The following is a 23,451-nucleotide window of genomic DNA, read 5'->3' as shown; positions in this document are numbered from 1 at the left end:
GGAGCCATCATGGAACGAAAACCCACTCTGGTTGTGGCCCTTGGCGGCAACGCGCTGCTCAAGCGCGGCGAGCCGCTGGAAGCGGAGATCCAGCGCCAGAACATCGAGCAGGCCGCCCGCACCATCGCCGGCTTAACGGAACAGGGGCGCGTGGTGCTGGTGCACGGCAACGGCCCGCAGGTCGGACTGCTGGCGCTGCAAAACAGCGCCTACGACAAAGTCACTCCCTACCCGCTGGACGTTCTTGGCGCCGAAAGCCAGGGAATGATCGGCTACATGCTCCAGCAGGCGCTGAAAAACAATCTGCCCCAGCGCGAGGTCAGCGTCCTGCTCACGCAGGTGGAAGTGGACGCCGCCGACCCGGCGTTCAGCAACCCGACCAAGTACATCGGCCCGGTCTACAGCGAAGCCCAGGCCAAAGCGCTGGCCGCGGAAAAAGGCTGGGTGTTTAAGGCCGACGGCAGCTACTTCCGCCGCGTGGTGCCGTCGCCGCAGCCGAAGCGCATCGTCGAGAGTGACGCCATCACGGCGCTGATTCAGCGCGACCACCTGGTGATCTGCAACGGCGGCGGCGGCGTGCCGGTGGTGGAAAACGCCAACGGCTATCGCGGCATTGAGGCGGTGATCGACAAAGACCTCTCCGCCGCCCTGCTGGCGCGCCAGATCGAGGCCGATGCCCTGCTGATCCTCACCGATGCCGACGCGGTGTACCTCGACTGGGGCAAGCCAACCCAACGTCCGCTGGCGCAGGTGACGCCGGAGCTGCTCAGAGGCATGCAGTTCGACGCCGGCTCGATGGGGCCGAAAGTGGCCGCCTGCCGCGAGTTTGTTGAGGCCTGCAACGGCATTGCCGGGATCGGCGCACTGGCCGACGGCGCGGAGATCCTGGCGGGCGAGAAAGGCACGTTGATTCGTAACTGAGTCGTTTTCCCCTCACCCTAACCCTCTCCCACAGGGAGAGGGAATGTACGCCCCCTCTCCCTGTGGGAGAGGGCCGGGGTGAGGGCATCAGACAGCTAAATTTTAAAAAGGATTTCCCCATGACCATTAACCTGAAAAACCGCAACTTCCTCAAACTGCTGGACTACACCCCGGCAGAGATCCAGTACCTGATCGATCTCGCCATCGAGCTGAAGGCCGCCAAAAAAGCCGGACGCGAAAAACAAACCCTGGTCGGGAAAAACATCGCCCTGATCTTTGAAAAAACCTCCACCCGCACCCGCTGCGCCTTCGAAGTGGGTGCGTTCGACCAGGGCGCGCAGGTCACCTACCTCGGCCCAAGCGGTTCGCAGATTGGCCACAAAGAGTCGATGAAGGACACCGCGCGCGTGCTGGGCCGCATGTATGACGGCATCGAGTATCGCGGCTACGGCCAGGCCATCGTCGAAGAGCTGGGCGAGTACGCGGGCGTGCCGGTGTGGAACGGCCTGACCGACGAGTTCCACCCCACCCAAATTCTCGCCGACCTGATGACCATGCTGGAGCACTCTCCGGGCAAAACCCTGCCGGAGCTGAGCTTTGCTTATCTCGGCGACGCGCGGAACAACATGGGTAACTCCCTGATGGTCGGCGCGGCCAAAATGGGGATGGATATCCGCCTTGTGGCGCCGAAATCCTTCTGGCCGGAGGCGGGCCTGGTTGAGCAGTGCCGCGCCATCGCCAAAGAGACTGGCGCACGCATCACCCTCACCGACGACGTGGAGGAAGGCGTGCAGGGCACCGATTTCCTCTACACCGACGTGTGGGTCTCCATGGGCGAGCCGAAGGAAGCCTGGGCCGAGCGCGTCAGCCTGATGAAGCCTTATCAGATTAACGCGGACGTGATGAAGGCCACCGGTAACCCGAACGTCAAGTTCATGCACTGCCTGCCAGCGTTCCACAACGAGCACACCAAAGTGGGCCGCGAAATCGAAATGGCGTACGGCCTGAAGGGGCTGGAAGTGACGGAAGAGGTCTTCGAATCACCGAACTCCATCGTCTTCGACGAAGCAGAGAACCGCATGCACACCATTAAAGCGGTCATGGTGGCGACACTCGGCGACTAATCACCGCCCGGCGCGCCGCGGGGTGCGCCGGGTTCAGGAGAACATCATGGGCAAGTTCAAGTTTCCCTCCGCTTACACCATTCTCTTTTTTCTGATTGCCGTGGTTGCCGTGCTGACGTGGATTGTTCCGGCCGGGCAGTACCATATGGCAATGAACGAGGCGCTCGGTAAAGAAGTGCCGGTTGCTGGCACCTACGCGCACGTGGCAGCGCACCCGCAGGGGCTGGTTTCGGTGCTGATGGCGCCGATTGCCGGGCTGTACGATCCGGAGTCCGGCCAGGCCGGGGCCATCGACGTGGCGCTGTTTATTCTGATCATCGGGGGATTCCTCGGGATCGTCACTAAAACCGGGGCGATAGACGCCGGGATCGAGCGCGTCACCACCCGACTACGCGGCCGCGAAGAGTGGATGATCCCGATCCTGATGGCGCTGTTTGCCGCAGGCGGCACGATTTACGGCATGGCAGAAGAGTCGCTGCCCTTCTATACCTTACTGGTGCCGGTGATGCTGGCGGCGCGGTTCGATCCGGTGGTTGCTGCGTCCACCGTGCTGCTCGGCGCGGGGATCGGCACCCTCGGCTCCACCATCAACCCGTTCGCCACGGTGATCGCCGCCAACGCCGCCGGGATCCCCTTCACCAACGGCATCATGTTGCGCATCGCGCTGCTGGTGATCGGCTGGATCATCTGCGTGGCGTGGGTAATGCGCTATGCCCGCAAGGTGCGCAAGGATCCGTCGCTGTCGATCGTGGCGGATAAGCAGGAAGAGAACCGCGCCCACTTCCTCGGCAACAAGGGCGAGCAGTCGCTGGAGTTTACCCCGGTGCGCAAACTCATCCTGGTGATCTTCGCCCTCGCCTTCGCGGTGATGATCTACGGCGTGGCGGTGCTGGGCTGGTGGATGGCGGAGATCTCGGCGGTGTTCCTCGCCAGCGCGATTATCGTCGGGCTGATCGCCCGCATGAGCGAAGAGGAGCTGACCTCAAACTTTATCAACGGCGCGCGAGATTTGCTGGGCGTCGCGCTGATTATCGGCATCGCGCGCGGTATCGTAGTGATCATGGATAAGGGCATGATTACCCACACCATTTTGCACAGCGCCGAGGGAATGGTCACCGGATTGTCGACGGTGGCGTTCATCAACGTGATGTACTGGCTGGAAGTGGTGCTGTCGTTTCTTGTGCCTTCTTCGTCCGGCCTGGCCGTTCTGACGATGCCGATCATGGCGCCCCTTGCCGATTTCGCTAACGTCAACCGCGACCTGGTGGTTACGGCTTACCAGTCGGCGTCCGGCATCGTTAACCTGATCACTCCCACCTCTGCCGTCGTGATGGGCGGGCTGGCTATCGCCCGCGTGCCCTACGTGCGCTATCTGAAATGGGTCGCGCCGCTGCTGGGGATTTTAACGGTAGTGATTATGGTGGCGTTAAGCCTGGGCGCCCTGTTGTAATTTGCCGGATGGCGCTGCGCTTATCCGGCCTACGGATCGGTGCAGTGCCACCGGTTATTTCGGGAACTGATATGGGAACTATGATGGATTACGAAGAGTACTCTCCCAAAGAGCAACTACAGCTAACGGTCTGCCAGCGTCTGATCGCGGAAAAGAGCTATCTCTCCCAGGAGGAGATCCGCCGCGACTTACAGGAGCGGGGTTTTGAGACCATCAGCCAGTCCACCGTTTCACGTCTGCTCAAGTTGCTCGGTGTCATAAAAATTCGCAATGCCAAAGGGCTAAAGATTTATTCGCTGAATCCCCAGCTGCGCCCGGCCCCCGACGCGGCGCGTACCGTCTCTGAAATGGTGGTGAGCGTGGAGCACAACAGCGAATTTATCCTTATCCATACCGTCGCCGGATATGGCCGCGCGGTGGCGCGTATTCTGGATTATCACCAGTTACCGGAAATTTTAGGCGTGGTGGCCGGAAGCAGTATTGTCTGGGTCGCGCCCCGCGTGGTGAAGCGCACCGCGCTGGTGCATAAGCAAATTAATTATTTACTCAGAACGCATTAATATTCATAAAGAACCGTTTGCATTGAGTAAAGCGTGCATTAAATCGCTTGATCCCAAAAGCGAGCTGCGTATAATGCCCGACAATTTGCCGGGAGGAAGCATGGTCAAGCGTGTACGACATATCGTCTTACCGCGTCTGAAATCAGACGCTGGCCTGCCGTTTTTCTTCCCGTTGCTAAACCTATTCCCAGAGCCCCTCATTTGAGGGGCTTTTTTTTGCCCGGCGTCAGGAGATAAACATGAATCCGCTTTATCAAAAACACATCATTTCCATAAACGACCTCAGCCGCGAAGAGCTGGAACTGGTTCTGGAAACCGCGGCAAAACTGAAGGCCAATCCGCAACCGGAGCTGCTGAAGCACAAGGTGATTGCGAGCTGCTTCTTCGAAGCCTCCACCCGCACCCGCCTCTCCTTTGAAACCTCCATGCACCGCCTCGGGGCGAGCGTGGTGGGCTTCTCGGACAGCAGCAACACGTCGCTGGGCAAAAAAGGCGAGACCCTGGCGGATACCATTTCAGTCATCAGCACCTACGTGGACGCGATTGTGATGCGCCACCCGCAGGAGGGCGCGGCGCGTCTGGCGACCGAGTTTTCCGGCGGGATTCCGGTGCTGAACGCCGGTGACGGTGCCAACCAGCACCCGACGCAGACCCTGCTGGATCTGTTCACCATTCAGGAGACGCAGGGCACGCTTGAGAACCTGAACATCGCCATGGTCGGCGACCTGAAATATGGCCGCACCGTCCATTCCCTGACCCAGGCGCTGGCGAAATTTAACGGCAACCGCTTCTTCTTCATCGCGCCGGACGCGCTGGCGATGCCGCAGTACATTCTCGATATGCTGGACGAAAAAGGCATCGCGTGGAGCCTGCACGCCAGCATAGAAGAAGTGATGGGCAACGTGGATATTCTCTACATGACCCGCGTGCAGAAAGAGCGTCTTGACCCATCCGAGTACGCCAACGTGAAGGCGCAGTTCGTCCTGCGCGCCAGCGACCTCGAGGGCGCGCGCGACAACATGAAGGTGCTGCACCCGCTGCCGCGCATCGATGAGATCACCACAGACGTGGATAAAACGCCGCACGCCTGGTACTTCCAGCAGGCCGGAAACGGCATCTTCGCCCGCCAGGCGTTACTGGCACTGGTTCTGAATCGCGAATTAGCTCTGTAAGGGGAGACGACCATGACACACGATAACAAACTCCAGGTTGAAGCCATCAAGCGTGGCACCGTGATTGACCACATCCCTGCGCAGGTGGGCTTTAAGCTGCTGACGCTGTTCAAACTGACTGAAACCGACCAGCGCATCACCATCGGCCTGAACCTGCCGTCGGGCGAAATGGGCCGTAAAGACCTGATCAAGATCGAGAACACTTTCCTGACCGACGAGCAGGTTAACCAGCTTTCACTGTACGCGCCGGACGCCACGGTTAACCGCATCGACGATTACGACGTGGTGGGCAAATCCCGCCCAAGCCTGCCGGATCGCATCGAAAGCGTGCTGGTCTGCCCGAACAGCAACTGCATCAGTCATGCTGAGCCGGTTTCCTCCAGTTTCGCAGTGAAAAAACGCGCCAATGACATTGCACTCAAATGCAAATACTGCGAAAAAGAGTTTTCTCATTATGTGGTGCTGGCCAACTAATTGAGGTTGGTAATGAAATCCCGGCTGTTATAATGGCCGGGAACATTCTTAACGCTGTAATTCTGGAGAAAAAATGAGCAAAGTACTCGCGACGGAAAATGCACCAGCGGCTATCGGCCCATACGTTCAGGGCGTTGATCTGGGCAGCATGATCATCACTTCTGGTCAGATCCCGGTGAACCCAAAAACCGGTGAAGTGCCAGCCGACGTAGCGGCGCAGGCGCGTCAGTCGCTGGAAAACGTGCAGGCGATCGTCGAATCTGCCGGCCTGAAAGTGGGCGATATCGTCAAAACCACCGTGTTCGTGAAAGATCTGAACGATTTCGCCACCGTTAACGCCACTTATGAAGCGTTCTTCACCGAGCACAACGCCACCTTCCCGGCGCGCTCCTGTGTGGAAGTGGCGCGTCTGCCAAAAGACGTAAAAATTGAAATTGAAGCGATTGCCGTACGTCGCTAATTTATTTCAATAAAGAGAAGGCAGCTCAGGCTGCCTTTTTTTATTGCGACCATTTTTACTCTCTCCAGGCAATGACGCATCCCCCACTCCATTAATAGACTGACGCTGCCTTGTTATATTCTAATTAATGGATGAAGAATGAAACTCTCTAAGATCGCGCTGGCCGTTGCCACATTAGCGGTTGCGTCTTCCGCACTTGCACACGGATATATAGAATCCCCCGCCAGCCGCGCTTATATGTGTAAGCTCGGCCAGAATATTGACTGTGGCTCTGTACAATATGAACCGCAGAGCGTAGAAAAGACCTCCGGCTTCCCGACGGGCGCAATGCCGCCTGACGGCCAGCTTGCCAGCGCCGGTATTGCCAGCTACTCCCAGCTTGATAAGCAGAGCCTGAACGCCTGGACCAAAAGCCCCATGACGGCAGGCCCGCATGAATTTGTCTGGCACCATACCGCGCCGCATAAAACCACCAACTGGCGTTATTACATTACCAAACAAAACTGGGACCCCAATAAACCGCTGACCCGTGACCAGTTCGAATTAACGCCGTTCTGTACTATTAACGGGAATGGTCAGGCACCGTCCATGACAAAATCCATGACCTGTAATGTCCCGGACCGTACGGGCTACCAGGTTATTTATGGCGTGTGGGAAATTGCGGATACCACAAACAGTTTCTATCAGGCCATTGACGTTGATTTCGGTAACGGCGGCAACGTCACGCCGGACGATACCCCAGCGGTAATATCCCAGTGGAGTAAAACCCTGAGCGGACAGATTGCCGGGAATAACCTGAACGTGGGCGATAAAGTGATTGCACGCTTCTTCGACGCCAACGGGGAAGTTGCCGCCCTGCGTACTGAAATGACCATCGGCTCTTCAGAACAAGGCGACGCTAACCAGTGGTCCTACGATCTGGCGCAGAAGATCAACACCGCTCATAGCGATGTCCGCGTCGGTGTGAAAGATGAAGCCGGTGAAATTAGTCCGGTTCACGGCGCCAACAGCGTATTCGTGAAAGATGGCAGCACACTGAGATCCGTTGCCATCTCTTATGAAGAGCAAAAGGCGCAGGTGAGCGAGACCATCGCCGTTTCCGATCTGCAATACAGCAAAATCGAACATGGCAATGTGATTGTGACCTTCCATGTGAACACGCAGGGTGACGTTAATTTTGAAGCGCACGTGATGAACCACCACGGTGCCGAAAAAGGTTACCTGAAGCAGGATATGAATAACGTCAATCAAAACGTGACCATGACGCTGACTGACGTCACGGCGGGCCACCATATGCTGAAATACTACGCCACCAACAAAGACGGCACCCTGTTCGCGCAGGACGTGCTAAACCTGATGCTGGAAAGCGACGCGGCGGACAGCAGCGGCCCGCATGACTTTATCTTCCCGGACAGCATTGCCTCCTACAAAGCGGGCACCGTGGTGTTACAGCCTAAAAACGGTAAGACCTACGAGTGTAAACCGTTCCCGTATAGCGGCTACTGCGTGCAGTACAGTCCAACCGCAAACCAGTTTGAGCCGGGCGTGGGCGCGCACTGGAAAGAGGCGTGGGTGCTGAAGAACTGAGTTGCCTTCACGCCCGGCGGCACTTCGTTTGCCGGGCCTACACGTCACGTAGGCCCGGTAAGCGTAGCGCCACCGGGCGCATTTGTTACTGATTCCGCGTCGCCCTAAGCAGCGTCTCCAGCGGATATACCGCCGCAATCACCACCTCGTCCTGAACCTTCGCTGCGTTATCCAGTTCGCTCTGAATCGACGCGATCTCGTTGTCGTCCAGCGTGCCCTGGCGCGCCACCAGATCCGTCAGCCTCAGGCCAATCGAGGCCAGCTTATCCACCTCCTGAATCACCGGCTTGATCGCCTTCAGCTGATAGCTGTTTTCGCTTAGCGCCAGCGCATCGCTGGTGTTGTTCTGCCAGCGGTTAAAGACGTGGCGCAGCGCGTCGGCGCTTTCCGTGTCCTCCGCGTCGCTCACCAGACGGTCCGCCCATTTATTCATCTGACGCACGGTGGCGCTTTCCGCGTTTAGCGCGTCAGCGAGCCGGTTGAGCGGCTCAAACTGATGATAGTTTCCGGCCTGGAACTTAAGATGCTGGCGGGTGTAATACTGCGCCGGTTCAAGCGCCTGGGCGAGAATTTGCAGCGGCAGGGTATCCGCATTGTTGGCGAGGCGGGTGAACTGCACCTGCTGCTGGGTATGCTGTTGTAGTCCAGCCGACACCGTCGACCAGCTGTCCATCGCCTGGAGCCGGGTATACATGTTGTCGATGTCGTTGACATCCTTCGCCGACCATAGCCGCTCCGCCACCGCAAAGGCGCGCGGCCACAGACGGATATCAAGCACTGGCGCGACCACGTTTTCCGCCCACAGCGCGGCTTCACCGCCGAGCAGATTGGCCTCGTTCGCCGGGTCCGGCACCACCGGCGGTATGCCTTTTGGCACCGCGTCCAGACGCGTGCCGTCGATCGGGTAGCGGGCGTTACCCACCAGGAAATAGCCGCTGAGCTTATCGTTCTCAACAGAAACGACCGGACGCGTTTCACCCATCCAGGTATCAACGGTAAACGTTACCTGGTTGTCGTCCCGCCACTGAATGTTATCCACCGCCCGACGCGATTTTCCGGCAAAATCAATAAATCCACGCCACCCGGCATCGCCTTTCACCAGCGTAAAGCTGCCTTCCACCGGCTTGCCTTTCAGACGCGGCATGGAGAAAGCCCAGCTCTGGACGCTGTCGGTGTCCGCTATCACATCCACGCCGTTCAGCCCCTGCGGCACAATTTCATTGCGGTAGTGGTAGGCGGTGGATTGCGGCTGATCGAGGTAGAAACCGGTTGAGAGAATACCCTTATAGCCGTTCTGCGCCACCTGCCCCAGCGCGTCCTGTCCCTGCCAGGACTGGATCAGAATGCTTTTCGGCAGATCGGGATGGTAGATCTCATCCCAGCCAACCATCTGCCGGTGATGCTTCTCAAGGATCGTCTCCAGCTTGCGGTTGAAATACGCCTGCAACGCGTGGCTGTCCGCCAGTTTGTTGTCGCGCATGAACGTCTGGATCGCAGCGTTCGCTTTCCACTGGCTGTCGTCAACCTCATCGCCGCCAATATGCAGATACGGATCCGGGAAGATCGCCGCCAGTTCGCTGACCATCGCGTCGGCAAAGGTATAAGTTGCCTCTTTGGTTGGATCCAGCACTGGCTTCAGCACGCCCCAGTGGCGCTCCATGGCGTACGGCCCCGGCGCGCTCATCAGCTCCGGGTAGGCGACGGCAATCGCCGAGGCGTGGCCCGGCATATCAATTTCCGGCACCACGCGTATGCCGCGCTCGGCAGCGTAACGCACAATCTCGCGCATCTGCTCCGGGGTGTAGAACAGCCCGTCGCTGGCAAGCTGGGTTAATTTCGGATAACGCTTCGAGGTAAAGCGCCAGCCCTGATCGTCCGTCAAATGCCAGTGCAGAACGTTGAGTTTTGCCGCGGCCATGCCGTCGATCTGGCGTTTAATATCCGGAATCGGGAGGAAGTGGCGCGCCGAATCGAGCAGCAGCCCGCGCCACGGGAAGCGCGGCGAATCTTCAATGGTTACCCACGGGATCGAGGTGTTTTCGGCGCCGTTCTGCATCAACTGAAGCAAGGTTTCCATGGCGCGCAGCGCGCCGAAGCGGGTGTTGGCGGAGATATTTACGCCGTTGGCGTCCACCGTGAGTTTATAACTCTCATCGCTGTCCGGCAGCGGCTGCGGCTTCACCTTTTTGGTGATGGCGATACGGATGGTCGGCTTGTCAGGTTTTTCGGCCTGCGGCTGTAGCGTCCAGCCGGTTTGCAGCGCAATGCGCTGGCGCAGGCGGTTGACCGCATCCCCCAGATCGTCCCCGCTGACGCTCACAGAGAGTTGATTGTTAAGCACCAGCGCGCCCTGAGTGGTCGGGCGTTCAACTTTCGCAGGCCAGGGCATTAAGGGAAGGTCGCCAGCCGGGGCGGCAAAGGCGGAAGCGCCGAGCATAAGCCCGGCGGTTAAGAGACTGTACCGTAACATGAATGTTCCTTATCTGACGGGCCAAATAAAGGCAAAACATTCTGTTAACATGCGCTCAAATTGTCGTCAAGCGAATGCGCCGACAGAGATCACAGGTTGTTGAATTTGGGAGGAAAGCTATTGCCCGGTGGCGCTGCGCTTACCGGGCCTACGTTTCGGGAGTAGGCCGGGTAAGGCGAAGCCGCCACCCGGCAAACATAATTTACTGCCACCCATACCGACGACTATAGAACCCTTTCACCATCTGCGTCAGCACCATGTAGCCCGCGAGGATCGCCACCAGCCACGGGAAGTAGCTCAGCGGCAGCGCCTGAAGTTGCAGGTAGCTTGCCAGCGGCGAGAACGGCAGCGCGATCCCGAGCGCCATCACAATCCCCGTCATCACAATCAGCGGCCACGCGGCACGGCTCTGGATGAACGGAATGCGGCGGGTGCGGATCATGTGCACAATCAGCGTCTGAGACAGCAGTCCCACCACGAACCAGCCGGACTGGAACAGCGTCTGGTGTTCTGGCGTATTCGCATGGAACACAAACCACATCAGGCAGAAGGTCAGAATGTCGAAGATAGAGCTGATCGGCCCAAAGAACAGCATAAAGCGCCCCAGATCGGCGGGGTTCCAGCGCTGCGGCTTCTGGATCTGCTCGTCGTCCACGTTATCAAACGGGATCGCCACCTGAGAGACATCGTACATCAGGTTCTGGATCAGCAGATGCAGCGGCAGCATCGGCAGGAACGGCAGAAACGCGCTCGCCACCAGCACGCTGAAGACGTTGCCGAAGTTGGAGCTGGCGGTCATTTTGATGTATTTGAGCATATTGGCGAAGGTGCGACGCCCTTCGATGACGCCCTCTTCCAGCACCATCAGGCTCTTTTCCAGCAGAATGATATCCGCCGCTTCGCGGGCAATATCCACCGCGCCGTCCACGGAGATACCGATATCCGCCGCACGCAGGGCTGGCGCATCATTGATGCCGTCGCCCATAAAGCCCACTACGTGCCCTTCGCGACGCAGCAGAGTGACGATGCGCTCTTTATGCATCGGCGTCAGGCGGGCAAACAGCGTGGTGCGTTGGGCAAGCTCGGCCAGCTCATCGTCGGACAGGTGCTCAATGTCGCTCCCCACGACGACGTCGCCCGCGTCCAGGCCGACTTCGTGGCACACTTTGGCCGCCACCAGCTCGCTGTCGCCGGTGAGGATTTTGACGGTGATACCGCTCGCTTTCAGCGCTTTTAGCGCCGGCGCGGTGGTCTCTTTCGGCGGATCGAGGAATGCGATGTAACCTTCGAGGATCAAATCGGATTCATCGATACGCTGGTAGTCACCTTCCCGCGCAGGCAGGAACTTGCTGGCTACTGCCACCACGCGCAGCCCCTGACGGTTCAGGTTATCGGTGACGCGTTTGATGCGGCGCAGCATGGTCTCATCCAACGGCACGATCTCGCCGTTATGGCGCACCTGCGTGGAAACATTCAGGATCTCCTGCAATGCTCCTTTGCAGATCAGCTGATGTACGTCCGCCTGCTCGCTGACCACCACCGACATGCGGCGGCGCTCGAAGTCGAACGGGATTTCGTCCACCTTCTGCCAGCGACCGGAGAGCGTGCGGGCAGACTCCTCGTCCACCCCTTCCAGCACCGCCACGTCGAGCAGGTTTTTCAGCCCGGTCTGATAGTGGCTGTTCAGCCAGGCGCTGTGGAGCACGCGCTCGCTGGTTTTTCCGGCGATGTCGGTGTGGTTCTCCAGCACGATTTTGTCCTGCGTCAGGGTGCCGGTTTTATCGGTGCAAAGGATGTCCATCGCGCCAAAGTTCTGGATGGCGTCGAGGTGTTTAACGATCACCTTTTGTTTAGAGAGTTTGACCGCCCCGCGCGCCAGCGTGGAGGTGACAATCATCGGCAGCATTTCCGGCGTTAAGCCAACGGCCACGGAGAGCGCGAACAGCGCCGCTTCCCACCAGTCGCCTTTGGTGTAGCCGTTGATCAGCAGGACAATCGGCGTCATGACCATCATAAAGCGGATCAGCAGCATGCTGACGCGGCCAATGCCTTTCTGGAATGCATTCGGCTCGCTCTCCTGCTCGCTGACGCGTCCGGCAAGCTGTCCAAACCAGGTATTGCCGCCGGTGGCGGTGACAATCGCCTGCGCGGTGCCGCTAACCACCGTGGTGCCCATAAAGCACAGGGTGTCGCACTCCAGCGGGTTCATCTGCTGCGGATCGCGGGTCCGCGCTACCTTCTCTACGGGCAGGGACTCACCGGTGAGTGACGCCTGCGCGACGAACAGATCCCGCGCCTGGATGACGCGTAAATCCGCCGGGATCATGTCCCCCGCCGCCAGCTTCACCAGATCGCCCGGCACCAGCTGGTCAATGGGAAGCTCAATCCAGGCGTTTTCGCCGAGGTCGTTAATCACGCGCGACACGGTGGCGGTGTTGCTGACCATCGCTTTCAGGGCGTCCGCCGCTTTGGTGGAGCGCGCTTCCTGAATAAAGTTCAGCAGCGTGGAGATCCCCACCATCAGGGCAATCACGCCTGCGGCAAACAGATCTTCAGTGGCGTAAGAGATAATCCCGAGCACCGTCAGCAGCAGGTTGAACGGATTGCGGTAGCAGAGCCACAGGTGGACCCACCAGGGAGAGGGTTTCTGCGCCGGGATCTGGTTATCGCCATGTTCCGCGCGGATTTTTAACACTTCTTGCGCGTTCAGCCCTTCCGGGTGGCCGCCAAAGGCGCGCCAGACTTCGTTTTCATCCATCGCCGCCACGTTCAGGCAGCGCTCGGTCAGGGAAGCGGGGATTGCCGCTCCCGCCATGGTGTTGGCATTTGGCAGCGGATCGCGCGCAATCAGGCGATGTGGCAGGTGACGGCTCAGCAGCGCTTGCAGCTGCCGGGTGATATTCTTCAGCATAGTCATTCCCCCGCATCCGCAAAGGCGGACGCAGTTTTCCCGCAGGCGTGGCAAAGCCGTACCTGTCAGGCACTTAATTTATCAAGCAGGAACGTATGAACGTTGCTGCCTCACACCGGTGAGACAGCAAAAGGCTGGCTTACCGGAAAGAAGGTTTTCTCCTGGTCAGGAGAGGTGTGGGATCGGGATCCATGTGGCCTCCGGTAAGTAAAAAGTTGGGTATCGGCACGCAGTATAGTGATTTATCCATACCGTTTGTGACTAATCGGGCGGTATTATAACGCCCTGCAAATAAACCGAACGTAAACCAGACTTTGCCCATAGCGAATTCGCAGGATAGCATTAGGCTCAATTGATTATTTTATCGTTGTTACAGGGAATACAGCATGCAGAACCGCCTTACGATTAAAGATATCGCGCGTTTAAGCGGCGTGGGGAAATCGACTGTCTCACGCGTGCTGAACAACGAAAGCGGTGTCAGCGAGCGCACACGCGAGCGCGTCGAGGCGGTGATGAATCAGCACGGTTTTTCCCCTTCCCGCTCCGCGCGCGCCATGCGCGGGCAGAGCGATAAAGTGGTCGCCATTATTGTCTCGCGTCTGGATTCCCTCTCCGAAAACCTCGCCGTACAGACGATGCTGCCCGCGTTCTACGAGCAGGGCTACGATCCGATCATGATGGAGAGCAAGTTCTCCGCGCAAATGGTGGAGGAGCATCTCGGCATGCTTCAGCGCCGTAATATTGATGGGGTGGTGCTGTTCGGATTTACCGGCCTAAAAGAGGACGTGCTTAAACCCTGGCAGCCGTCACTGGTGCTGCTGGCGCGCGACGCCAGCGGGTTTGCCTCTGTCTGTTACGATGACGAAGGGGCGATCGTGATCCTGATGCAGCGCCTGTATGAACAGGGCCATCGGCATATTAGCTATCTCGGCGTCCCGCATGCCGACATCACCACCGGCAAGCGTCGCCACGAAGCGTACCTGGCGTTTTGTAAAAAACACAATCTCCCCGCCGTGGCCGCGCTGCCTGGTCTGGGTATGAAACAGGGATATGAACAGGTCGCCAGCGTGCTGACGTCACAAACCACCGCCCTGGTATGCGCCACGGATACCCTTGCATTGGGTGCGAGCAAATATTTGCAGGAGCAGCGCATCGGGGAACTGCAATTAGCGAGCGTGGGAAGCACGCCGCTGATGAAGTTCTTACACCCGGAGATTATCAGCGTTGATCCGGGTTACGCCGAGTCTGGCCGGCAGGCTGCCGCGCAGCTGATCGAGCAGATTACCGGGCGTACCGAGCCCCGTCAGATCGTTATTCCAGCCCATCTCTCATAATTCTTTTGAATAGATTATTGTGATCTTCGCCCGATTTAGGGAACGTTCCCATTTTCGCCGTCACGTTGAAGGAGTAGGCTTGCGCACAGGTCATAACCCCTATCACCATCTGTCATGAGGTTTCATGATGAGTAAAGTCAAACAAACAGATATCGATCAGCTGATCGTCCTGGTCGGCGGACGCGATAACATCGCCACCGTCAGCCATTGCATTACCCGCCTGCGCTTCGTGCTGAACGATCCGGCCAAAGCCAACCCGAAGGCCATTGAAGAGCTTTCTATGGTTAAAGGCTGCTTCACCAACGCCGGGCAGTTTCAGGTGGTGATTGGTACCGAAGTGGGCGATTACTATCAGGCTCTGCTGGCGACTACCGGGCACTCTTCCGCCGATAAAGAGCAGGCGAAGAAGGCCGCGCGCCAGAATATGAAATGGCATGAGCAGCTGATTTCCCATTTTGCGGAGATCTTCTTCCCGCTGCTGCCAGCGCTGATCAGCGGGGGCTTAATTCTGGGCTTCCGTAACGTCATCGGCGATGTGCCAATGAGCGACGGCAAAACCCTGGCGCAGATGTACCCGGCGCTGCAAAGCATCTATGACTTCCTGTGGCTGATTGGCGAAGCGATCTTCTTCTATCTGCCAGTCGGGATCTGCTGGTCCGCGGTGCGCAAGATGGGCGGAACGCCAATTCTCGGTATCGTGCTCGGCGTGACGCTGGTCTCTCCGCAGTTAATGAACGCTTACTTACTTGGTCAGCAAACGCCAGAGGTGTGGAACTTTGGCCTGTTTACCATCGCCAAAGTGGGCTATCAGGCGCAGGTGATCCCGGCATTGCTGGCGGGCCTGGCGCTGGGCTTCATTGAGACGCGTCTGAAGCGCATCGTGCCGGATTACCTCTATCTGGTGGTGGTCCCGGTCTGCTCGCTGATCCTGGCGGTGTTCCTGGCGCACGCCTTTATCGGTCCGTTTGGCCGCATGATTGGCGACGGCGTGGCCTTCGCGGTCCGTCACCTGATGACCGGCAGCTTCGCGCCAATCGGTGCCGCGCTGTTTGGCTTCCTCTACGCTCCGCTGGTGATCACCGGCGTGCACCAGACCACGCTGGCGATTGATATGCAGATGATCCAGAGCCTCGGCGGTACGCCTGTCTGGCCGATCATCGCCCTGTCTAACATTGCGCAGGCCTCGGCGGTAACCGGCATCATCATCGTCAGCCGTAAGCACAACGAGCGAGAGATCTCCGTTCCGGCTGCCATCTCCGCTTACCTCGGCGTCACTGAACCGGCGATGTACGGTATCAACCTGAAATACCGCTTTCCGATGCTCTGCGCGATGATCGGCTCCGGTCTGGCGGGCTTGCTGTGCGGCCTGAACAGCGTGATGGCGAACGGGATTGGCGTCGGCGGCCTGCCGGGTATCCTCTCCATTCAGCCCGCGTTCTGGCAGGTATTTGCGCTGGCGATGGCGGTGGCGATTATCATCCCAATGGCGCTGACTACTGTGGTTTACCAGCGTAAGTTCCGTCAGGGCACGTTGCAGATTGTTTAATTCTCTCTTTCGGGGCGCAGTTGCGCCCCTTCGCATTTGCAGGAACGTACTATGAATACCCTTCCTCACTGGTGGCAGAACGGCGTCATCTATCAGATTTACCCAAAGAGTTTCCAGGACACCACCGGCAGCGGCACGGGCGATCTGCGCGGCGTGACGCAGCGCCTGGACTACCTGAAAACCCTCGGCATTGACGCCATCTGGCTGACGCCGTTTTATATCTCCCCGCAGGTGGATAACGGTTACGACGTGGCGAACTACACTGCCATCGATCCGACCTACGGCACGCTGGACGACTTTGACGAGCTGGTTGCCCGGGCGCATGAACGCGGCATCCGCATCGTGCTGGATATGGTCTTTAACCACACGTCCACGCAGCACGCCTGGTTCCGTGAGTCGTTGGATAAAGCGAGTCCGTACCGCCAGTTCTATATCTGGCGCGACGGTACGCCGGATACGCTTCCCAACAACTGGCGCTCCAAATTTGGCGGCAACGCCTGGCGCTGGCACGCCGAAAGCGAGCAGTATTATCTGCACCTGTTCGCACCGGAGCAGGCGGATCTCAACTGGGAAAACCCGGCGGTGCGCGCCGAGCTGAAAAAAGTGTGCGAGTTCTGGGCCGATCGCGGCGTGGACGGCTTGCGTCTGGACGTGATTAACCTGATTTCAAAAGATCAGGATTTCCCGGACGATACCCTCGGCGACGGTCGCCGCTTCTACACTGACGGGCCGCGCATCCACGAATATCTCCAGGAGATGAGCCGCGACGTCTTTACGCCGCGTAATCTGATGACGGTGGGCGAGATGTCCTCCACCTCGCTGGAGAACTGCCAACAGTACGCGTCTCTTGACGGCCGCGAGCTGTCGATGACCTTTAACTTCCACCACCTCAAGGTAGACTACCCCGGCGGCGAAAAATGGACGAAGGCGAAGCCGGACTTCGTGGCGCTAAAAACCCTTTTCCGCCACTGGCAGCAGGGGATGCACAACAAAGCCTGGAACGCGCTGTTCTGGTGTAACCATGACCAGCCGCGCATCGTGTCGCGCTTTGGTGACGAAGGGGAACACCGCGTGGCGGCGGCGAAAATGCTCGGCATGGTGCTGCACGGGATGCAGGGCACGCCGTATATCTACCAGGGTGAAGAACTGGGTATGACCAACCCGCATTTCAGCCGTATCACCGACTACCGCGACGTGGAAAGCCTGAACATGTTCGCCGAACAGCGGGCTAACGGTCGCGATACGGATGAACTACTGGCGATTCTGGCGAGTAAGTCCCGCGATAATGGCCGCACGCCGATGCAGTGGGACGCCTCGCATAATGCGGGCTTTACCGAGGCCGAGCCGTGGATTGGCGTCTGCGACAACTACGAAACCGTGAACGCCCGCGCGGCGCTGGACGACCCCGATTCGGTGTTTTACACCTATCAGTCGCTGATTCGCCTGCGCAAAACCTTGTCGGTACTGACGTGGGGAGACTATGAAGATTTGCTTCCGGATCACCCTTCCCTGTGGTGCTACCGCCGCCAGTGGCAAGGACAAACGCTGATGGTGGTGGCGAACCTGAGCCACGCGCGCCAGCAGTGGCAGCCCGCCCCCGTAGAGGGAGCATGGCGGGTGGCACTCAGCAACTATGACGAGGTTGCCTTCCGACCCGATACGTTGCTATTGCGCCCGTTTGAAGCTATCTGGTGGGTGCAGGAATAAACCTCAGGAGATACAGCATGCTGTATCTCTTTTTTTATGTTTAGCGATACGCTAAATGAACGACGATAACTTTTACAATATGGCGCACTCAAAATAAAAATAGCCTGCCAATTAAATAACCTCGGCAGGATATTATGAAAAAGATAATTATTAAAGCAACGTGTATTAGCGCATTATTATTGAGCACACAGGGATGGTGCGGGAATACGTCCGTTGACCTTCGCTTTGGTCATAATACGCGCTCAGACGTAAATGATTCACGCATTAAGGTCATGCATCAGGCGAATAACGGTTTTTACTTCTCCGTTGAAGCCGCACAAAACCATAATGATACGTTTTTTGGTGATACCGACAGATATAATCCCGACGACAAGGGGTTAACGGAAGCGGCACAGGAAATCGAAACGCGCTGGCGTTTTGATCTGGGAAATGGTTTCGCCGTTGCGCCTGGCATGGTGACGGTTTTCACCGCCAGCAATACGCATTACCGCCCCTTCATTCAGGGCTGGAAAGCCTTCGATAACGGTCTGAATCTCTCCGCCCGTTACCGCTATAACACCGTCAATGACGCGCACAGCGATAAAGAACTCGACGGCAGCGGTTATACTCGCCGCCAGTCACACCAGTTCGACATTTGGTTCGCGTATAACATCGGCAAATTCGGTATGTCCTATAACCCGCGCTTCCGCTGGCAGGATAACGTCGATCAGGGAACCGGGGATGACACCTACTGGGAGCATACCGTCGCGTTCAACTACAAGCTCGACGATGGCTGGACGCCATACGTCGAACTGGTTTCACTGGATAAAACGTACATCAATAATGACGGCAACCATGAAAATGATTATGCCGTACGTCTGGGAATAGTGAAGCAGCTCTGACGGCCTGACTACACCGTATCGTGCTGTAGCAGCCTACAGCCGATACGGTCCACGGCGCTTAACAGTTCAAGCTGCCCTTCCCGCTGATACAGCGAAACCGCGTTAATGTCGATTGGTAACGGCCAGCATAGCGTTGAGATCGACGCCAGTGTCGACCCCTGACGGGTAATCGCAATAATCTTCAACCCTTTGCGCAGCGCGTTACGCGCCATTTCAATCAGCGACTGCGTCTCCCCGGATTTACTGATCAACACCAGCGTCCCCTTCGATACGCGTGTCAACTGGTGCATGTCATTCAAAATAAGGTGCGGCAGGCTCGCCAGCGACAAAAAGCGCGACAGGTAGTTGAGGCTGGTGAGCGAGGCTCCCCGTGCGTAAAGATAGATATGGCTGGAATGCGTAAGCAACCTGGACACGTCTGTCACAATATCATCCGGCTGCGGCCCCACGTCGGGTATAGCAGGTGCAGGTGTAAAATGGTCGCGTAAAAAACGGTACCGAAGCTCGGTATAGCTTTTATAGCCCATTTTTTTACATACACGATTAACGGATGTTGTCGTGGTAAAGGTATCACGGGCAATCTCTTTTGCCGATATATTAGAAATATTACACGCATGATGCTGAATGTATTCAAATATCAAACGTTCACTTCCCTGGAATGAATTCATCTATTACGCCCCGTTTAATCCCGAGATGATATTAACACAACAGAGAAATAGTCTCTGGAAGGCGCTTCACACATTGCATTTACGCGTATCACGATACGTAATTAGTATTAGCAAACATTAAAAACTGTTTTAGGTTCTCTTTATACTTCCCCTGTTTTCACATCCAGGGAATTATGACAATGACGAAACAAAAAGTTGTCGCGGTAACGGCCTGCCCGACAGGTATCGCACACACCTTTATGGCGGCGAATAAAATTATTGCATGGGCTAACGAGCACAATATCGAGGTAAAGGTCGAAACGCAGGGCAGCGATGGCGTTAAAAACCGCTTAACAAAACAGGATATCGCCTCCGCCACGGCCATTATTCTGGCAACCGACGTTCCCATTCAGGATGCCGAGCGTTTTGAAAACATTCCTCACCTTCAAACCCGCACACAAGAGCTGATCAAACATACCGATCGCTATCTGCGTGAGGCGCTGGCAAAGGAAAAAAACGTCACCACTGTCGCACAAGAAGACGATCTTCAGCGTTCGGCTTACCAGATTTTTATTGGCCATATTATGGCGGCCATCAGCTATATGCTGCCGGTGGTGGTGATGGGCGGGCTGATGATGGCGACGGCCAAAATAACCGGGCAGTTTATTAACATCGAACATTCGCCGTTCAGCGTGCTGGATAAAGTGGGCTTTATGACCATTAAGTTCATGTATCCCGTTTTTGCGATGTATCTGGCGTTTTCCATTGCCGGTAAACCGGCACTCATCCCCGGTCTTATTGGCGGCATCATGTCAGACGAAGTCTATAAGCGCTTCTTTGATATCGAAGGCTTTATGCCATCCGGCTTTTTCGGCGCCATTGGTATCGGCTTTTTTGTGGGCTATCTGGTGCGCTGGCTCAATGATTCGATTCACGTCCGCCAGCAGCTCACCACCATTAAAACCATGCTGCTCGTCCCGCTGATCACCGGCATTACGCTGGTGATGGTCATGGAATATTTGATTAACCCGATTTTTGGCTCGCTTAACCAGCTGATGGTGGTCTTTTTTACCTCGGCAGGTGACACCGGGCGCGGGTTCTATTCCGCGATGATTGCCGCGGGCACCGCGTTCGACCTGGGCGGTCCGGTCAACAAGGCGGCAGGCTCGGTCGCGCTCTGCCTGAATGGCATGAGCGAGACGTTTGATTTAACCGCCCGCGAACTCTCCATCGTGATCCCCTCCATTGGCGTCGGCTTTGCTGCATTCCTCAACGGCCGCTTTGGATTACCGGATGTCTTTAGCCAGGAAGAGAAAACCGTCGGTAGCACCTCGTTGTTGCTGGGCGTGATTGGGATCTCCGAAGGCGCGATCCCGTTCATCCTGAAAAACCCACGTCTGATCCCGGTATTCATGACCGGTGCCGTCGCCGGCGCGCTGGTCGCCATTACCCTTGGCGTGAAGCAGACGCTGCCTCTGCCAGCCGTCTGGGGCTGGCCGCTGGCAACCAACGTGGCGGGCTACCTGGCGAGCGTCTTTATTGGCGCACTGATTTGCGCCCTGGGCGTGCTCTATGTCAGCCCAAAGAACGCCAGATAAGGGGAACGTCATGAATCAGATCCACGTCATTGCCCATACGCACTGGGATCAGGAGTGGTATTTCACCCGTCAGGACAGCATGGTGCTGGCGTCATATAATTTTGCGGACGTCATCAACACGCTGGAGCAGGACTCCGCTTACACCTGCTATCACCTTGACGGACAGATGGCGGTAGTGGAGGACTTTCTCGCCATCAATCCTGAGTATCGCGCCAGGCTGGAAAAGCTGGTCAGAGAAAAAAGGATCTTCGTAGGGCCATGGTATACCCAGACGGACACCTACAACGTGCATGGCGAATCGATTATCCGCAACCTGAAGTACGGCATTTTTTCTGCCCGGACGCTGGGGCATGCGATGCAGGTCGGGTATCTTCCGGATACCTTCGGCCACAATGCGCAAATGCCCACGATCTTGCAGGGCTGCAATATCGACAATATCGTCTTCTGGCGCGGTATCGATCACGACAGGCACGCCAAAAGCAGCCAGTTCCTCTGGCGCGCACCCTCAGGTGCGACCGTCATCGCCTGTGCGATGGCGCTCGGTTATGGCGCGGCTAAAAACATGCGTTCGGAAGCCTCCCATCTCCAGGGAAAAATCTACCCGATGACCACACTTTTGCGTTCACGGGCCGGTCTAAACGACCTGCTCCTGCCCTGCGGCGGCGATCAAGTCAGCATCGACCCGGCGCTGCCGAAAATCCTGGAGGTCGCCAGCGCACAGTCCCCGGATCAGGACCGTTACTTCATCAGTTCTCTGGAGCGTTATGTAGAAACCCTTCGCGCGCAGCGTGAACAGTTTGAGCTCCTGGAAGGAGAGCTGAAATCGCCGCGCTACACCCGCATCCATAAAACGATCGGCTCCGTGCGCTACGACATCAAAAAGAAAAACGATGAGGTTGAACAGTTCATCCTGCGACAGCTGGAGCCGACAATCGCAATGGCGCGTCACCAGGGGATTCCGGTCAACCTCGCGGTAGTCGACACCCTCTGGAAAAAGCTGTTGCGAAACCATGCCCACGATTCCATTGGCGGCTGTAATAGCGATGCCACCAACCGCGACATTCTGCATCGACTGGAACAAACCGAACAGCTGTGCCATAGCCTGTGGAATCTGGTGGTGAAAACCCTGGCCGCCGCCTGCGTTCAGGATGGCGACCTGCTGATCTTTAACCCGCTAGCTACCCCAACGCAGCGCGTGGTGATAACCACCCTGTATAGCCGGGCGGATAATATCGCCCTGACGTATCAGGGGCAGCCCATCCCTTTCGACGTCCTGGAAAGAGACATTCTGCCCGGCGGAACGGCGATCTCGCTTACCGCCAAGGGCGAGTGCGAGACGACCCTTTTCCCTTATTACCGCTGGCACGTTGCGGTAAAGACACCGGTTCTGCCGCCGATCGGCTATCTCACCGTTAACGTTGAAGAAGACCCTGCGCCTTTCCTGGCGTCTGAAAAGATAAAGGGCAGCGAGATTGAGAATGCGCATTATCGACTGTCGCTGGATGCCGGAACGCTTACTCTGGAAGACAAACGCAGCGGCAGACGCATCCCCTCTTTCTTTACTCTCGAAGACTGCGCTGACGCGGGCGACAGCTACGATTTTTCGCCGCTTGCGGGCGACACGCCGACGCGCTGTTCGCATTTTACGCTCATCGACGGCGTAAAAACGCCGCTTGTCGAAAAGCTGACCGTCGAGGCCACAATGCGTCTTCCGCAGGATCTCGCCAGCCGTCAGGATACGGCCCGAACGCCGTTATCCATTCGTCTGGTCTGCGAATTACGCCACGACGATCCGAATCTGTATGTCGAGGCTTCGCTGGAAAACAGCCACTGCGATCACCGGCTACGTTTACTGATCGGCAGCGATGTTCACACCCGTCACGCTATCGCCTCACAGCCCTTCGCAATCATCCAGCGCGAAACGGGATATGACGGTGAACACTGGCAAGAACGCTATCGCGAGAAGCCCGTGGATATCGAAACCAGCGAGGGCATTATCGCTGTCACGGAACCGGGTAAAGCGCTGGTTGTGACTAGCCGTGGCATGAAAGAATTTCAGATTATCGGCAGCGAACCCGCTGCTATTGCCCTGACGATGTTTAAATCGACGGGCGTGCTCGGACGCAGCGATCTCGAATGGCGACCGGGTCGGGCCTCCGGCATCAATAATACGGTGGTTGAGACTCCTGATGCCCAGTTGCTGAAACCGTTGCGCTTTTCATTCACCGTCGCGCTGGCCGACAACGCCGACCACCTCACGCTGCGCCAGCTGGAAAATCAGGCGGCTGGACAGCCCTTCACCTACCAACGGCAAACGCTACACACGCTCGATCACCGTCTTGAGCGCTTTTCGTTGCGTCTGCCCGAGCGCAGGCTTCCGGCAGAGTTCTCGCTACTGACCGTGCCGGAGCCGCTCATCCTTTCCGCTCTGCCCCATGCGCAGCTGCTGCATGGCACCGTCTTACGCGTATTTAACGCCGGGACACAACCGGCTCCCGTCCCGGAAAGTCTGGCAGTGTTACGGCAGATCAACTATCTGGAAGAGCCGATGCAACCGGTAACGGCGATCCTCCCCTCCGCAACCTGCGATTTTTTGATCGAGGCTTAAT

At 57.4% G+C, this 23,451-nt stretch carries 18 protein-coding genes and 1 pseudogene; 15 read left to right on the top strand and 4 right to left on the bottom strand.

Going from position 1 to position 23,451, the window contains the following annotated elements:
* Positions 1 to 9: 9 nt before the first annotated feature.
* From arcC to ACQG0T_RS02685, 4 genes are all read left to right on the top strand, one after another.
* Positions 10 to 921 carry a carbamate kinase gene (gene arcC / locus ACQG0T_RS02700; RefSeq protein WP_271040539.1) on the top strand — a complete coding sequence of 304 codons (912 nt, stop codon included), beginning with the start codon at positions 10 to 12 and terminating at the stop codon, positions 919 to 921.
* A 119-nt stretch (positions 922 to 1,040) separates the two neighbouring features.
* Entirely contained in the window at positions 1,041 to 2,045 is a 1,005-nt protein-coding gene (gene argF / locus ACQG0T_RS02695; protein WP_003863360.1) for an ornithine carbamoyltransferase, read from the top strand.
* A gap of 46 nt (positions 2,046 to 2,091) precedes the next feature.
* On the top strand, positions 2,092 to 3,495 hold the full coding sequence (locus ACQG0T_RS02690) for a YfcC family protein (RefSeq protein WP_271040538.1): 1,404 nt from the start codon (positions 2,092 to 2,094) through the stop codon (positions 3,493 to 3,495).
* Between the two features lie 80 nt (positions 3,496 to 3,575).
* Positions 3,576 to 4,055 carry an arginine repressor gene (locus ACQG0T_RS02685; RefSeq protein ID WP_003863366.1) on the top strand — a complete coding sequence of 160 codons (480 nt, stop codon included), beginning with the start codon at positions 3,576 to 3,578 and terminating at the stop codon, positions 4,053 to 4,055.
* Positions 4,056 to 4,058: 3 nt separating this feature from the next.
* Here the strand turns inward: ACQG0T_RS02685 and ACQG0T_RS02680 are convergent.
* Positions 4,059 to 4,176: pseudogene (locus tag ACQG0T_RS02680) on the bottom strand (hypothetical protein).
* Here ACQG0T_RS02680 and ACQG0T_RS02675 point away from each other — a divergent pair.
* The 5 genes from ACQG0T_RS02675 (at position 4,156) to gbpA (ending at position 7,748) form a co-directional block, all read left to right on the top strand.
* A complete protein-coding gene (locus ACQG0T_RS02675; RefSeq protein WP_071524139.1) occupies positions 4,156 to 4,260 on the top strand; it encodes a pyrBI operon leader peptide in 105 nt (34 codons plus the stop codon). The pseudogene ACQG0T_RS02680 and the gene ACQG0T_RS02675 overlap by 21 nt on opposite strands.
* Positions 4,261 to 4,294: 34 nt before the next feature.
* On the top strand, positions 4,295 to 5,227 hold the full coding sequence (gene pyrB, locus ACQG0T_RS02670; protein WP_003863368.1) for an aspartate carbamoyltransferase: 933 nt from the start codon (positions 4,295 to 4,297) through the stop codon (positions 5,225 to 5,227).
* Positions 5,228 to 5,239: 12 nt separating this feature from the next.
* Complete coding sequence (gene pyrI, locus ACQG0T_RS02665) at positions 5,240 to 5,701, top strand: aspartate carbamoyltransferase regulatory subunit (RefSeq protein WP_003863370.1); 462 nt, start codon at positions 5,240 to 5,242, stop codon at positions 5,699 to 5,701.
* Positions 5,702 to 5,774: 73 nt separating this feature from the next.
* Positions 5,775 to 6,161, top strand: coding sequence for a 2-iminobutanoate/2-iminopropanoate deaminase (ridA, locus tag ACQG0T_RS02660; RefSeq protein ID WP_003863373.1), 387 nt, complete (start codon positions 5,775 to 5,777; stop codon positions 6,159 to 6,161).
* Positions 6,162 to 6,299: 138 nt separating this feature from the next.
* Positions 6,300 to 7,748 (top strand): N-acetylglucosamine-binding protein GbpA, encoded by a 1,449-nt coding sequence (gbpA, locus tag ACQG0T_RS02655; protein WP_045330314.1) that lies wholly within the window; start codon positions 6,300 to 6,302, stop codon positions 7,746 to 7,748.
* 85 nt (positions 7,749 to 7,833) lie between these two features.
* Here the strand turns inward: gbpA and ACQG0T_RS02650 are convergent, their stop codons facing one another.
* Together ACQG0T_RS02650 and mgtA are read right to left on the bottom strand one after the other, a co-directional pair.
* Positions 7,834 to 10,218 carry a beta-N-acetylhexosaminidase gene (locus tag ACQG0T_RS02650; protein ID WP_271040537.1) on the bottom strand — a complete coding sequence of 795 codons (2,385 nt, stop codon included), beginning with the start codon at positions 10,216 to 10,218 and terminating at the stop codon, positions 7,834 to 7,836.
* Positions 10,219 to 10,420: 202 nt separating this feature from the next.
* Positions 10,421 to 13,129: a magnesium-translocating P-type ATPase gene (mgtA, locus tag ACQG0T_RS02645; protein ID WP_017383907.1), complete on the bottom strand. Its 2,709-nt coding sequence runs from the start codon at positions 13,127 to 13,129 to the stop codon at positions 10,421 to 10,423.
* 386 nt (positions 13,130 to 13,515) lie between these two features.
* Between mgtA and treR the strand changes: the two genes are divergently transcribed.
* From treR to ACQG0T_RS02625, 4 genes are all read left to right on the top strand, one after another.
* Positions 13,516 to 14,463, top strand: a complete 948-nt coding sequence (treR, locus tag ACQG0T_RS02640) for a trehalose operon repressor TreR (protein WP_017383908.1) — start codon at positions 13,516 to 13,518, stop codon at positions 14,461 to 14,463.
* 127 nt (positions 14,464 to 14,590) lie between these two features.
* Positions 14,591 to 16,009 (top strand): PTS trehalose transporter subunit IIBC, encoded by a 1,419-nt coding sequence (gene treB / locus ACQG0T_RS02635; protein WP_020480548.1) that lies wholly within the window; start codon positions 14,591 to 14,593, stop codon positions 16,007 to 16,009.
* 51 nt (positions 16,010 to 16,060) lie between these two features.
* Positions 16,061 to 17,716 carry an alpha,alpha-phosphotrehalase gene (treC, locus tag ACQG0T_RS02630; RefSeq protein ID WP_017383909.1) on the top strand — a complete coding sequence of 552 codons (1,656 nt, stop codon included), beginning with the start codon at positions 16,061 to 16,063 and terminating at the stop codon, positions 17,714 to 17,716.
* Between the two features lie 134 nt (positions 17,717 to 17,850).
* Entirely contained in the window at positions 17,851 to 18,597 is a 747-nt protein-coding gene (locus tag ACQG0T_RS02625; RefSeq protein WP_017694639.1) for an oligogalacturonate-specific porin KdgM family protein, read from the top strand.
* Between the two features lie 8 nt (positions 18,598 to 18,605).
* On the opposite strand, the gene ACQG0T_RS02620 is transcribed toward ACQG0T_RS02625, so the two are convergent.
* Complete coding sequence (locus ACQG0T_RS02620; RefSeq protein WP_271040536.1) at positions 18,606 to 19,265, bottom strand: MurR/RpiR family transcriptional regulator; 660 nt, start codon at positions 19,263 to 19,265, stop codon at positions 18,606 to 18,608.
* Between the two features lie 179 nt (positions 19,266 to 19,444).
* On the opposite strand from ACQG0T_RS02620, the gene ACQG0T_RS02615 reads away from it, so the two are divergent.
* Complete coding sequence (locus ACQG0T_RS02615) at positions 19,445 to 20,842, top strand: PTS fructose transporter subunit IIC (RefSeq protein ID WP_271040535.1); 1,398 nt, start codon at positions 19,445 to 19,447, stop codon at positions 20,840 to 20,842.
* Between the two features lie 10 nt (positions 20,843 to 20,852).
* On the top strand, positions 20,853 to 23,450 hold the full coding sequence (locus ACQG0T_RS02610) for a glycoside hydrolase family 38 C-terminal domain-containing protein (RefSeq protein WP_271040534.1): 2,598 nt from the start codon (positions 20,853 to 20,855) through the stop codon (positions 23,448 to 23,450).
* Position 23,451: the final 1 nt, after the last annotated feature.

This window comes from Enterobacter cloacae complex sp. 302F9, from assembly GCF_050030335.1.
Lineage (GTDB): Bacteria > Pseudomonadota > Gammaproteobacteria > Enterobacterales > Enterobacteriaceae > Enterobacter > Enterobacter hormaechei_C.
This window is presented reverse-complemented; position numbering and strand designations above follow the sequence as displayed.